Source organism: Bradyrhizobium sp. MOS001 (genome assembly GCF_004634465.1).
In the GTDB taxonomy this organism is placed as follows: domain Bacteria; phylum Pseudomonadota; class Alphaproteobacteria; order Rhizobiales; family Xanthobacteraceae; genus Bradyrhizobium; species Bradyrhizobium barranii.
The window spans coordinates 101,427-114,118 of record NZ_SPVJ01000007.1 but is presented as its reverse complement, the minus strand read 5'-3'; the positions used below and the strand labels follow the sequence as shown (position 1 = coordinate 114,118).

Annotated in this window: 14 protein-coding genes and 1 tRNA gene; 8 read left to right on the top strand and 7 right to left on the bottom strand. The window is 64.2% G+C overall.

Annotation, left to right across the window (positions count from 1 at the left end; all coding sequences use genetic code 11):
* The first annotated feature begins 8 nt into the window (after positions 1–8).
* From CT676_RS13160 to CT676_RS13150, 3 genes are all read left to right on the top strand, one after another.
* Positions 9–524, top strand: a complete 516-nt coding sequence (locus tag CT676_RS13160) for a hypothetical protein (RefSeq protein WP_094184312.1) — start codon at positions 9–11, stop codon at positions 522–524.
* Between the two features lie 143 nt (positions 525–667).
* Positions 668–1,600 carry a carboxylesterase family protein gene (locus tag CT676_RS13155; RefSeq protein WP_085403430.1) on the top strand — a complete coding sequence of 311 codons (933 nt, stop codon included), beginning with the start codon at positions 668–670 and terminating at the stop codon, positions 1,598–1,600.
* 381 nt (positions 1,601–1,981) lie between these two features.
* Positions 1,982–3,205 carry an ABC transporter substrate-binding protein gene (locus CT676_RS13150; RefSeq protein ID WP_135214796.1) on the top strand — a complete coding sequence of 408 codons (1,224 nt, stop codon included), beginning with the start codon at positions 1,982–1,984 and terminating at the stop codon, positions 3,203–3,205.
* A 353-nt stretch (positions 3,206–3,558) separates the two neighbouring features.
* Here CT676_RS13150 and CT676_RS13145 read toward each other — a convergent pair whose 3' ends face one another.
* Positions 3,559–5,121 (bottom strand): adenylate/guanylate cyclase domain-containing protein, encoded by a 1,563-nt coding sequence (locus tag CT676_RS13145; protein WP_085398767.1) that lies wholly within the window; start codon positions 5,119–5,121, stop codon positions 3,559–3,561.
* 195 nt (positions 5,122–5,316) lie between these two features.
* Here CT676_RS13145 and CT676_RS13140 point away from each other — a divergent pair, with 195 nt between their 5' ends.
* Entirely contained in the window at positions 5,317–6,405 is a 1,089-nt protein-coding gene (locus CT676_RS13140) for an enolase C-terminal domain-like protein (protein WP_085398771.1), read from the top strand.
* A 12-nt stretch (positions 6,406–6,417) separates the two neighbouring features.
* On the opposite strand, the gene CT676_RS13135 is transcribed toward CT676_RS13140, so the two are convergent.
* Entirely contained in the window at positions 6,418–6,840 is a 423-nt protein-coding gene (locus CT676_RS13135) for a RidA family protein (protein ID WP_063985690.1), read from the bottom strand.
* A 230-nt stretch (positions 6,841–7,070) separates the two neighbouring features.
* On the opposite strand from CT676_RS13135, the gene CT676_RS13130 reads away from it, so the two are divergent.
* Positions 7,071–7,538: an NUDIX hydrolase gene (locus tag CT676_RS13130; RefSeq protein ID WP_085398766.1), complete on the top strand. Its 468-nt coding sequence runs from the start codon at positions 7,071–7,073 to the stop codon at positions 7,536–7,538.
* 11 nt (positions 7,539–7,549) lie between these two features.
* Here the strand turns inward: CT676_RS13130 and CT676_RS13125 are convergent, their stop codons facing one another.
* Positions 7,550–7,792, bottom strand: a complete 243-nt coding sequence (locus CT676_RS13125; RefSeq protein WP_085398765.1) for a hypothetical protein — start codon at positions 7,790–7,792, stop codon at positions 7,550–7,552.
* A gap of 344 nt (positions 7,793–8,136) precedes the next feature.
* Here CT676_RS13125 and CT676_RS13115 point away from each other — a divergent pair, with 344 nt between their 5' ends.
* Positions 8,137–8,616 (top strand): tautomerase family protein, encoded by a 480-nt coding sequence (locus tag CT676_RS13115; RefSeq protein WP_085398764.1) that lies wholly within the window; start codon positions 8,137–8,139, stop codon positions 8,614–8,616.
* 126 nt (positions 8,617–8,742) lie between these two features.
* Here the strand turns inward: CT676_RS13115 and CT676_RS13110 are convergent, their stop codons facing one another.
* Positions 8,743–8,988: a hypothetical protein gene (locus CT676_RS13110; RefSeq protein WP_085398770.1), complete on the bottom strand. Its 246-nt coding sequence runs from the start codon at positions 8,986–8,988 to the stop codon at positions 8,743–8,745.
* An 11-nt stretch (positions 8,989–8,999) separates the two neighbouring features.
* Positions 9,000–9,473 carry an L-2-amino-thiazoline-4-carboxylic acid hydrolase gene (locus CT676_RS13105; protein ID WP_085398769.1) on the bottom strand — a complete coding sequence of 158 codons (474 nt, stop codon included), beginning with the start codon at positions 9,471–9,473 and terminating at the stop codon, positions 9,000–9,002.
* A 472-nt stretch (positions 9,474–9,945) separates the two neighbouring features.
* Between CT676_RS13105 and CT676_RS13100 the strand changes: the two genes are divergently transcribed.
* Together CT676_RS13100 and CT676_RS13095 are read left to right on the top strand one after the other, a co-directional pair.
* A complete protein-coding gene (locus CT676_RS13100) occupies positions 9,946–11,244 on the top strand; it encodes a heme-binding protein (RefSeq protein ID WP_085398762.1) in 1,299 nt (432 codons plus the stop codon).
* Between the two features lie 159 nt (positions 11,245–11,403).
* Positions 11,404–11,928 carry a DUF4440 domain-containing protein gene (locus tag CT676_RS13095; protein ID WP_085398768.1) on the top strand — a complete coding sequence of 175 codons (525 nt, stop codon included), beginning with the start codon at positions 11,404–11,406 and terminating at the stop codon, positions 11,926–11,928.
* Between the two features lie 218 nt (positions 11,929–12,146).
* Here CT676_RS13095 and CT676_RS13090 read toward each other — a convergent pair.
* Both CT676_RS13090 and CT676_RS13085 read right to left on the bottom strand, forming a co-directional pair.
* Positions 12,147–12,221 (bottom strand) — tRNA-Val (locus tag CT676_RS13090).
* 73 nt (positions 12,222–12,294) lie between these two features.
* Positions 12,295–12,654 (bottom strand): response regulator, encoded by a 360-nt coding sequence (locus tag CT676_RS13085; protein WP_007597092.1) that lies wholly within the window; start codon positions 12,652–12,654, stop codon positions 12,295–12,297.
* Between the last annotated feature and the right edge of the window lie 38 nt (positions 12,655–12,692).

Sequence of the window (12,692 nt, the reverse complement as noted above, 5' to 3'; positions counted from 1 at the left end):
CGACGCGAATGACATTCACGACAAGGGCCCGATCCAGGATTTGGGCCCGCATCGTCGCCGCGCTCGCTTTTGCCGGCGCGCTCAACGCCACCGGAGCCTCGGGGGCAACGCCTGCGAAAGTCTCGGGCTCGACGGCGCTGGCGCTCGCGGGCGTGATCGCGCCGCTGTCGCCGGACCTGACCGGCGCCGAGAGGAAGGCGGTGGCGATGCTGTTCGCCGCCAATGCCGAGATTCCCTACAAGAAGCCGATCGTGGTGACTGTGGACAGAATCGTCTGCCGCACCGGCAATGTCGACATCACGTTACGCAATTGCGAGCTGACCTTCGGCAAGAAGAGCAGGACCGTGAACGGCTCGACGGCCAATGAAATTTTCGCGACAGAAGCGCTCGCCGGCATTCCGCCCGATGGTGCGGCGGGATCGAACTTCGAGAGCCTGAGCAAGCTGAGCTGCACGATCGACCCCAATGCCATCCGCCGCAAGGACGGGAGCGGAGCCGACTGCACCTTCCAGCCGGGGAATTGAACCGCGCATGGGCAAGAACATGGGCAAGAAACCGGGTGCCGTGAAATCGCCTCAAGACCAACTAACTAATAAGGCGAATTGAAAAGACGGGCCAAACGCGCGAACCCATATCGGGCACGCAGGGCCGGCACCAACATACCAACATGAAGAATTATCTCGCTTTCTTTCTCATCCTGGGCATGACGGCAGCCTCGGCACACGGCCCATTGCCGGCGCGGCTCACGGGGCCGTCCAATCTCGTCCGGGTGGGCCTCACCGACAACGACACGACCGCCGGTGGCACCGCGCGGCTGTGCGAGCAGATCTCCTTCTCGCGCGGGCTGCGCTACGGCGACAGCGAGGCCAATGTGCTCGACGTCGCCACCAGCAGCGAGACCAAGGCGGATACGCCCCGGCCCGTGCTGCTGTTCGTGGGGGGCGACACCTTTACCGGCGATCGCGGCGCGCCGGACCTGTCCCGCGAGGTCCAGGACCAGGCGATGTGCTTTGCCGCGCGCAACGGCATGATCGGCGTGCGCGTCAACTATCGCTTTGCGCCTGCGGCGACCTGGCCGATGGGTGCAACCGACGTCGCGGCGGCGCTATCCTGGGTCCACGGCAATATCGACCTGTTCAATGGCGATGCCCGCGAGATCGTCGCGGTCGGCTACGGCGCCGGCGCCTTCCATGTCGCCACCTTGCTGGCGCATCCCGAGTTCCAGACCGACCGCGCCGATGTCGCCGCCGTCGTGCTGGTGTCCGGGATCTACCGCGCGGGCAAGGACGCGAGCGACAGCGAGAAGGCCTATCTCGGCACTGACCCCACCCAATATGACAAGCGGTCGGTCTTCCCCGGCATCCTCAACGTCGATGCGCCGATCGTGCTGGCCTGGGCCGCGAACGATCCCGCGAGCCTCGTGGCGCAGGGCGAGACCTTGAAGAAGACGCTGTGCGGCGCCGGCCACTGCCCGCGCAGCACGCTGCTGCGCAGCCGCGACGGCATCGCCGCCGCCTTCGGCCTCGACGGCTCCGGCGACAGCCTCGCCGAACCGACGCTGCTGCTGGTGCATCAGCTCGAGGCGCGGGAGCTGCCGTAGCGGCGCGTTGCGGGCGGCGCGACGACTTTCACCTTTTGCTGGGCCACCCCTCTCCCCCGCCCTCCCCCGCAAGGGGGAGGGAGCGCAGCGGAGCACGTGGCCACGCTGTGCCCTCATCGCCGACGCGCTAATGAATGGAGTCACTCGCCAAACGAAAGATGCGTTCCCTCCCCCCCTTGCGGGGGAGGGTTAGGGAGAGGGGTGCCACACGGCACGCTCTGTCGATTGATGGCCCGTCAACACGGCTGTCGTTTCGTTCGCGATGCGTCGCCTTGAAGCGGGCGATCAAGCCACAGCTTTGACAAACGCTTGACGTAGATCAAGCGGACTTGGTGCGGATTGAGCCGACCTCTTGGAGGGGCCAATATCAAGGTATCGAGCATGCGCGTCATCGGCAGGATGCTGTTCGTTTCGATGATCGCTATCGCGTCGCTTGGCGCGATGTCCCAGCAACACGCCGAACAACCCGCGAGCGGCGATGAAATCCGCATCGGCAACGTGATGCCGTATTCGGGACCGCTCTCGGAATTCGGCGCCATCGGCCAGGCGGAGGCCGCCTATTTCGACATGGTCAACGCGCGCGGCGGCATCAACGGCCGCAAGATCCGCTTCATCACGCGCGACGACAATTCCGATCCGGCCACCGCGCTGGAGCTGACGCGCAATCTGGTCGAGAAGGACGACGTACACCTGATGTTCGGCTCGTTCGGCACGCCCGGCAATATCGCCACGCGCTGGTACCTGAACGAGAAGAGAATCCCGCAGCTGTTCGTCGCATCCGGCGACGAGGAGCTGAGCCAGGCCAAGGCGTTTCCCTGGACCATGGGCTGGCAGCCGTCGTTCCGGTCGGAGGGGCGCATCTATGCCAACTACATCCAGGCCTATTACCCCAAGAAGAAGATCGTGGTGCTCTGGCAGAACGACCAGTTCGGACGCATGCTCTACAGGGGCATCCAGGAAGGTCTTGGCGACCTGAACCGCCTTGTCCTCGTCGACATCGCCTTCGACATTGCCGATGAGCATCTCGAAGGGCATGTCTCGATCCTCAAGCGCGCGGGCGCGGACATCTTCGTCTTTCTCGGCGTGCCGTCGACGGCGTCCAAGGTGATCAAGCTGGCGGCGTCACTCAAATGGCGCCCGGTCATCATCGTCAACGACGCCTCCGCCTCGATCGCCAACGCGATGGCGCCCGCGGGCCTGGAGAATTCGTCCGGCGTGATCTCGGCGGCCTTCCTGAAGGATCCGAGCGACCCCGCATGGAAGAACGACCCCGCCATGAAGGACTGGTTCGCCTTCATGGACAAGTACCATCACGTCGAAAGCACCAACAACAGCGCCGCGGTCTACGGCTACGGCGCAGCCGAGGCGCTGACACAGGTGCTGAAGCAATGCGGCGACGACCTGTCGCGCGAGAACATCATGCGTCAGGCGGCTTCGCTGAGGGATCAGCAGCCCTCCGTTGCGTTGCCCAACATCAGGATGAGCACCTCGCCCAACAGCTATCTGCCGATCAAGCAGATGCGGCTTGTCCAGTTCGACGGCCGTTCCTGGCAGCCTTTTGGCGATGTGATCGAGACCGCGTTCACGGAGGGCGCGGCGCGGTGAGTCTCGCGTCGACGCTGGTTGGTGCAGCGCGGCGTTCAGGCACGCACCTTTTGCTGGGCCACCCCTCTCCCCCGCCCTCCCCCGCATCCGCCTTCGCCAAGGCTGCGGCGGACAAGAGGGGGGAGGGAGAGCACCTGTCGCGTTGTGAGAGGTCGGCCCTTACCCTCCCCTGGAGGGGTCCGGGACGAGCGTAGCTCGCCCGTGGGTCGGCTCATGTTGAGCGAAGCGAGACATGAGGCGGGGTGGGGTGACGGTCTCTCCGCATCGAACACTGCCCGTGTTGAGAGATCACCCCACCCCGCTCGCGCTGCGCGCGATCGACCCTCCCCCTCCAGGGGAGGGTAAGAGCACCTTCACGCTGGCTTCAGCGAAGCCAGCGCGTTTTCCAGCAGCGAGCGGACGCGTGCTGCATCGCCTGACTTCACCATGGCGGGGTCGAGATACAGCTCGAGGCCGGGCGCGCGCTCGGTGATGACACCGCTCTTCTCCGCCGCAGCGTCGTTGAGCGCGTCGACCGAATAGGGAATGATTTCGCGGCTGATGCCCTTCATCGTGATCGCGGGCAGCGCGTGCGCGCGGACGATGTCGCTGACCAGCGCGAAGGTCTCGTAGCTCAGCACGATTCCGCCGGGCTCGGCGATCGATTGCAGACGCGCGGCGAGGTTCGCTTCGGCACCGATGATGGTGTAGTCCATGCGGTCGCTGCTGCCGAAATTGCCGACATTGCAATAGCCGGAATTGATACCCATGCGCGAGCGGAACGGCTGCTCGATGCCGGAGGCGCGCCACTTCGCATTGAGTTCGGCAAGACGCTGCTGCATGCGCCAGGCCATCTGGAGGCAGGCCTCAGCGTCCGCACGGTCGCCCCTGGTCTCGGGGTCGCCGAAGAAGATCAGCATGGCATCGCCGATGAATTTGTCGATGGTGCCGCCATATTCATGGGCGATCGCCGACATCTCGGTGAAGTATTCGTTGAGGAGCTGGGTCAACAATTCCGGCTGCAGCCGCTCGGCGGTCGCCGTGAAATTCTGGATATCGGAGAAGAAGATCGTGAGCTTCTTGCGCTCGGTGTGGATGGTGACGTCCTTCTGGCCGCTGAAGATGCTCTTGTAGACTTGCGGCGGGATGTAGCGCGAGATCTTCATCGACAACGAAGCCAGAAAGTCGTTGGCGGATTCGAGCTCCTTGTTCATGCCCTTGATACGGCCGGCCTGGCGGCGCTGGAGCGAGAGGAACGACAGGCCGCAGCCGGCGGCGATCAGGAAATAGGCCAGCAGGAACTTGAACGAGAAGATGTTGGCGGCGATCGGCTGCGCGATGATCACCTCCTGGATGCCTCTGATGTCACCGACCTTCCAGTCCTTCTTCGGGCTCTCGGGGTGGCTGTTGTGGCAGCTGACGCAGGCCGGGCCCATCGTGACGGGCGCGACCAGGCGGACCTTGTCGGAGAACAGCGAGGTCTCGGTCTCGACGATCTTCTGCTCGGGGTCCTTGCGAAGCGCGTCGAGCGCGTCCTTCTCGAACTTGTCGAGCTGGTGCGCGGCGCGGTTCTGGAACGGGAAATCCGAGACGAAGCGGTAGGCGATGTTCTCCTGCTGCGCGCCGATCACCCGTCCGAGCTCCAGCGACAGCGTCGCCGGGATCGGGATCGCACCGGGGACGGATTCGTAATTGTGCACGACCCTGGTGGTGCCGTTTGGGTTAGCCAGGATGCGGCCGACCACGTTGGACGCATAGTAGCTGCGCACGCTCGTGATCACCGAGTTGAGGTCGGCGGCCTGCCGGCGCAGCGCGGTCTTGCTGAGGTCGGTCAGGTCCAGCCACACCGCGACCGGCAAAGCGAGCAGGAGCAAGGCGATCACGGCCCCCGTGAGGATGCCGCTCTTGCGCTGTTCTTCGGAGATCTCTTGTTTCACCCTGTGGCTCCGTCGTGTGCGATCTTGACGCAAATCCCGGGAATTCGCGGCAAGAGCTTGCGGCGGCACAGAGCCCGCAAATGCGAGGCCGCGCAACCCCATTTCATGGTGGGTCGCAGCAAATGGCTTTTCGTTTCATGGCGAATGTTTAAGATCGGCATGAACCTGCATTCACTCCGCCGGGAGATCCTCCATATGACCGAGACCATCCGCATCAGGCGCTTCAATGCGCGCCCCGTGATCGTGCCGATGAATTTGCCGCTCAAGACCTCGACCGGCGCGGTCGCAAAGGCGCCGCTGGTGCTGATTGACTGCGAGACCGACCAGGGCGCGGTGGGGCATGCCTATCTGTTCTCGATCACGCCGTCGGCCTTGAAGCCGCTGACGGCGATGGTCACGGAAATGTCGGAGCTCGTCGCCGGCGACGAGCTGCTGCCGTTCGAGATCGAGCGCAAGCTGACCCAGCGCTTCACCCTGCTCGGCCTCGCCGGCCTGCAGCGGCTGGCGCAATCCGGCATCGACATGGCGGCATGGGATGCGCTGGCGCGCAGCAAAGGCTTGCCGCTGGCGCGCCTGCTCGGCGGCGCGCCGAAGCCGGTCAGGGCCTACAATTCGAAGGGACTCGGCATCATGCCGGCGGGCGCCGCGGTGGACGAAGCCCACAAGCTGCTGGCCGAAGGTTTTCACGCGGCAAAGATCCGCGTCGGCCGGCCCGATGCGCGGGAGGATCTCGCCGTGGTGCGCGCGGTGCGCAAGGCCGTCGGCGATCAGGTCACGCTGATGTGCGACTACAACCAGGCCCTGACGGTGACCGAGGCCATCCGCCGCGGCGAGATGCTCGACGACGAGGGGCTGACCTGGATCGAGGAGCCGATCCGCCACGACGATTACGCTGGTAACGCGCGCATTGCGGATGCGCTCCGCACGCCGGTCCAGATCGGCGAGAATTTTGACAGCGCCTTCTCGATGCAGGCGGCGCTGTCCGCTGAGGCCTGCGACTACGTGATGCCCGACGTGCAGCGCATCGGCGGCGTCACCGGGTGGCTCCGCGCCGCCTCGCTCGCACATGCCGCCGGCATCGAGATGTCGACGCACCTGTTCTCGGAGGTCAGCGCGCACCTGCTCTGCGTGACGCCGACCGCGCACTGGCTGGAATATGTCGACTGGGCCGACGCGGTGCTGGCGACACGGCTGACGATCAAGGACGGCTTTGCCCTGCCGGGCGAGGAGCCCGGCAACGGGATCGCGTGGGACGAGGCAGCGGTGAAGAAGTATCTCGTCTGATAAGACCGCCTCTTACGACCGAACAGCGGCAATCATACTCAGCTCGACGGGAGCGCCCCGCGGCAACTCGGCGACGCCGACAGACGTGCGCGTGTGACGACCGCGATCGCCCAAGCGCTCGATCAGCCGGTCGGAGGCCCCATTCATGACTTGCGACTGCTGGGTAAATCCGGGCGCTGAAGCAATGTATCCAACGAGCTGCAGGACCTGGACGATCCTGTCCTCTCCGCCTGTTGCGTGGTTGATGGCCGAAATGCAGAGATCGGCGCAAAGAGCAGCGGCCTCCTGCGCGGCCGCGATATCGACATTTGCGCCGACCTTGCCCGCATACAGCAGGTCCTCACCGCGACGCGGCAGCTGACCACTGACATACGCAATTCCACCATGGATGATCACCGGCAAATAGTTGCCGCCGGGCTTGTTCACGCTGTTCATCTCGAAAACTGCCTTCTCGTCACGTCCGGCGAAGCGACACGTTTCGCCGAACCCCGCAAATTGTATCTCACCAGGCTCGTCGCCGTCATGGATGACCGGACAATGGCAGGCGGAGGTTCACGGATCAAGGCTGCGAAGCATTTGCATGCCGAAGGCAGTGCGGATCAAGCCCGACAAGGCCTCGCCACCGCGCATTGCGCAGCGCCGGCGGGCACGATAACGATGCCCCCATGTCCACGTGGCGGCCCCACCCTCACATCCGCGTCGTCGCGCTCGGCCTGCACTGGCGGGGCGGGCGGCTGCTGGCGGCCGAGGTGCGCGACGATGCGGCGCGGATCAAGGGCGTTCGCCCGCTCGGCGGCGAGATCGAGTTCGGCGAGAGCTGGCGGACTGCGCTGGTGCGCGAATTCAACGAAGAGCTCGGCGTGGACATCACCATCACGGGCGAGCCGCTGGTGATGGAGAACATTTTTTTGCACGAGGGATCGACCGGGCATGAGGTGATGTTCATCGCCGAGGTCGCGCTTCCAGACGGCGCGTTCAGCGGCCAGGACCGCATCGACTTCCGCGAGGATAACGGCGAAGAGATCGTCGCACGCTGGTTCGATCTTGCGGAGCTCGACGTCGAGGGCGGGCCGAGCCTTTATCCGAACGGGTTGAAGGATGTACTGCTCCGACGGAAGCGCCAGTCCGCCTGACGGGCGCCTGGCTACCAAACCTCCGCGCCGGGGATTTTCTTGCGCACCACCATGCGCTGGATCCAGATGCAGCGACGGACGGATCTGTTGGAGCGGCCGACGGCGGATATCCCCTCGCCGGCCTGAAGCAGCGGCGCGATGTTCGCGCGCAGCGCCCGGCAGCGCTGGAGCTCGGCCTGCAAGTCGATCACCGCCGCATCCGCGCATGACGCCATCAGCGCCAGCACAGCCATTGCAAGACAGGTCGCCCGCATCGTTCGCATTCCTTTCACTGTGATCCCCCCGCGTCGCGCCGGTAGCGGAAGTCGCAATGGCTCGCGCGCCTTGCATGATGGTCTGCGCCCGCGTCAGCTTGACGTCGGGGCCGGACCCTTCCGCAGTCGCGAAGTCGGAAGTGCAGACAAAGGAGAAAAGCCGAGCTCCGGCTCGCCCAGCTGTGGCGGCCCCAACAAGGCTGAGCCAACGCAGACGTGATTCAGCGGTTACCGCGGGTCGCCAGATCCTGAAGAGCCGACGGCGCAGTCAGTGATATTATCCCCATCATACCAAATGCTGCGCGGGCTTCCCTAAGAACCAGCCAACGTCAAGGAGAACTCGAGTGCCGTTGTGGAAAGTCTATCACCCCGTCGGGGCCTACTCGGCTCATGACAAGAAGGAATTCGCAGAGAAGGTCACCGCAATGTATGCGAGGATTCCCATCCCGAAATTCTACGCCGTGATGATCTTCGAGGAAGTCGCCGCAGGTTCGGTCTATGTCGGCGGAGCTTCGCACGAGAAATTCGTCCGCTTCAAGATCGACCACATGGCGAGGACGATGCCCGGCCCCGTCATCAGGGAATGGTGGGTGAAAGCAGTCGACAAGTTGATCGCGCCCTACGTCAAGGACCGGGGATACGACTGGGAGGTCACCATCGACGAGCTACCGGCCGACCTTTGGTCGATTCAGGGGCAAATTCCGCCGCCATTCGAATCCCACGCCGAAACAAGATGGGTCAAGGAGAACCGGCCGAGTTCGTATGACCTCCAGGAAAAGCTGCCGGTCGGAGCCCTGTTCAAGCCGGGCGTGTCCGCCGGCTGAGGCGACGCCCGCAGGACTGTCGATCGACGCAAGACGCCGCTCCGCAGGGCGGACCGAGCCTCTATCCGACAGGACTGAAGGACCTGCTGCTCCGGCAGAAGAGCCAGTCCACCTGACGGGCGCCTGCTACCACGCCTCCGCGCCGGGGATTTTCTTGCGCACCGCCATGCGCTGGATCCAGATGCAGCGACGGACGGATCTGTTGGAGCGGCCGACGGCGGATATTCCCTCGCCGGCCTGAAGCAGCGGCGCCACGTTCTGCCGCAGCACGCGGCAGCGCTGGAGCTCGGCCTGCCAATCGATGATCGCCGCATCGGCGCGTGATGCCATCAGCGCCAGCGCAGCCATGGCAAGGCAGCTTGCCCGCATCATTTGCATTCCCTTCACCGTGATCCCCCCGCATCGCGCCGGTAGCGAAAATCGCAATGGCTGGCGCCCTGCATGATCGTCTGCGTGCGCGTGAGCCTGACGTCGGGACCAAACCCTTCCGCGGTCGCGAAATCGGCGGTGCAGACCAGGAGGAAGCCGAGCTCCGGTTCGCCCAGCGCCTTGTAGAACTCGGCATAGGCGCATCGCGTCACGTCGAACGCGAAGGTGTCCGCCGTCTGCTCGACGACGTCATAGGCGAGCGCGTCGTCGCGGGCATAGGTCTTGAACGCCGACGATACAGCGTTGCCGAGATCGGTCTCGTTCTTCGTTTTCCAGAACTCCTCACCGAAGCCGCGATAGAGATCGCCGAGCGCCTTGCGCACCAGCGCGTTGGCGCGCGCCTCGCCGAGCTCGGCCTGCAATGCCTTGACCAGCGGCACCAGCACCTGCGCCTGGATCTTTGCTTGCTCGATGACGGAAACGCTCATGGGCAGCCTCGCTCGTCTCTCGTTGCTGCGACTCTTTGGCCCTGTGACCTGGCACACATTTGCGACCATCTTAAGGTTGTATGATAGCCCAGCATAACCGAAGCCGGCCAGGCGCCCGACCTCCATTTTGATGATCTCATTTTCGAGCACGGAGAAGGAAGCAATGCTTCACTCAGTTCGCAGGGCTCGGCTATTTCCCGACCGCATATTTGCCCGAACCACAAGTTGAAAATCACGATCGATTCACGCAGATCCGTTCAGTATCCGGCCCGGCCAACAACGTAGGGCCGATCAATGTTCGTAGTCGGCACGCGCGCATGAGCGCGCGTGAACGATGTTGTCATGCCCGGCATCGGGCGGATCACGAGACGCGATCGGGATCACGAGGCGCAATAGCGCAGGACTCACCTGCCCGGACAGCCGGCCCGGGGAAATGCCGGCATCGACAGTTGCAGCACCGCGAGGGATCACCATGGACGAGCCCAAACCACTCACCAGTGCATTCACCAAGACCGCGAATTTCTCCATCCACGAGGTCGACGAGGTGTTCAGGGACGCCGCGCAGCCCGCCGCGGGGGCCGCCGCGCGAGCTGCGCGTCCGCCGGTCACCTTGCCGCCCATCCTCGGTCCGCTGTCGGCCTTCACGGGCACCTTCACAGGACAGGGATTCAATACGATCTTCCGGCCCGACAGCAAGATCACGCCGACGCCGATGCCGGGGCCGATCAGCACCACCGACCCCGACGACAACGTGCTGGAGCTGAATCTCACCGACGAGACGATGTCGTTCTCGAACAATCTTGGCTCGATCCCCAATCGCGGCTCGCTGCAGCAGGCAGATGCATTCCTCAACGGCGTGCCGTATCTCCAGACCATCAACGACATCACCACGGGAACGCCCGTGGGCATTCACTTCGAACCCGGCATCTGGCTGGCGGTGCCCGCCACCACCAATCCGCACGAGCCGTTCACCGTCGCGCGCATGGCGTCGATCCCGCACGGCACGACGATCACTGCGCAAGGCACCGCGCTGCCTCCGGTCGCCGGTAAGCCAACCATCGCGGCCATCGACATCACACCGTTCATCGGCGGCAATCCGGGCAACAAGATCACATTCCAGAACCAGACCGCGACCAACAAGACGACTCGCAGGCTACCTCAGGATCTGACCGCACTGATGGCTTCCGGCAAGCTCACCCAGGCGATGATCACCGACCCGAACACGGTGCTGCGCGATCAGATCGCGCATCAGACCATCACGCAGACCATCGTCATCGAGACCTCGACGAAGCCCGGCACACCGCTGTCCGGCGGCCCCTTGCCGGCCATCCCCTCGCCCGGCCCGCATCCGCAGGCGCCGAGCTTTGCCGGCGGCGCCGCGAACATCGCGTTCCTTCAGGGCTTGCCCGTTCCGACACCGGGCGGCAATGGCTCGAACGCCAACGCCTTCCAGATGGACGCAGTGTTCTGGATCGAGACGGTGGTTTACGACATCGACGTGCCGGCCCTGCCGCCCGGAACGCCGCCGGTGATCCTGCAACCGCGCCAGAGGAGCAACGTGCCGCTGGTTCCGAGCTTCGTCGCCGCGATCCCGTTCGTGCCCAACAAGGGATTCAAGGGCGGCCACGTCAGGGTGGCGACGACGCAGATCCAGTATTCACAGAAGGTCATGCTGGATTTCGCCGGGCTGACCTGGCCGCACGTCTCGGTCGCATCGCTGGTGCCGGCCGCACCCGTGCCGATCCCGGATCATCTGTTGCCGCTGACGTGAGGCGGATGGCGGTGTGACGACGATGCGCCACGTCCGCGGTATCGGACGTGGCCTGAACCAACGCATCCGTGATGCGACGGTGACCGCCGCTCGCGCGATCCTGAAAAGCCGGCGGCACGATCAATGGTATGATCATTGTCATCCAAAAGAGAGATGATCATGCCCCCTTCCAAGATGTCTCGCGGCTCCATCAGGCTACGACGATTTGCACGGCGCGGTCATGTTGCGGCAATTGCTGCAGCGCTGTTTCTCGCGGCGACCGCCTGGTCAGCCGGGCCGGCGCTGGCCGCGGCAGATGATGCCGAGGCGCGAACCATCTTCGAAAAATTCATTGCCGCGCAGAATGCGCACAACGCGGACGATGTGAAGGCCATGCTGTGGAATTCGCCCGGCACGCTGTTGTTTGCGAGAGGCATCGAAACCAGAGGCCGTGATGCGGTCGCGGACCGCTTCAAGGGCTACTACGAGGGCACCTGGCACCTCGAACCCGATATGTCGAAATTCCACGTCGCCGTGATCTCGAACGAGGTGATGCAGGTCCTCGTTCCCATCGTCTTCACGCGCGGCCTTCCCGGCAAGCCGGCCCAACAGAATACGTTTCTGATCAGCCAGACCTACGTGCGGGATGCGAACGGCTGGTCCGTCGCCTCGGTCCTGCCGGTCGCGAACACGGAACTGAAATAGCCGCGATCCAGAATCGTAGCCCGGATGGAGCGCACCGTAATCCGGGACAGCGTCGGAGAGGATACACCCCGGACTGCGCTTCGCTCCATCCGGGCTACACGCAGGCTTCGCAATCGCGGATTGTTTGGGCTTGCCTGGCCGAAGCTCGCCGCGGGCAGCCCGCCTGCGCCCTTTGGGCTTCGGCGTGGCATCCTTCTCTCGCTATCGCGAGCGAAGGATGGTGGGCGCGACAGGGATCGAACCTGTGACCCCTACCATGTCAAGGTAGTGCTCTCCCGCTGAGCTACGCGCCCTAGATGTCTCTAGATCGGGTCGGGTCCCTATAACGGCTCAGGGGAGCCGGTGCAAGGACCGAAGGGGGCCGATTTAGGCCGCCAGCATCTTGTTCACTTCGCTGACCAATTCGCGCAGATGCACGGGCTTGGACAGCACCTTGGCGTTCTTGGGGGCGTCCGAATCCGAGTTCAGGGCGACCGCGGCGAAGCCGGTGATGAACATGATCTTGATGTCGGGGTCGAGTTCCGAGGCCCGGCGGGCGAGCTCGATGCCGTCCATCTCCGGCATCACGATGTCGGTCAGCAGCATCTCGAACGGCTCTTCCCGGAGCCGCTGATAGGCGGCCATGCCGTTGTCATGGGACGAGACCTGAAAACCAGCGTTTTCCAGCGCCTTGACCAGGAAACGGCGCATGTCGTTGTCGTCTTCGGCGAGCAGGATTTTGGGCATGGCAGGAAACGTCAAATCCCCAGAGGATATCAGCAGAG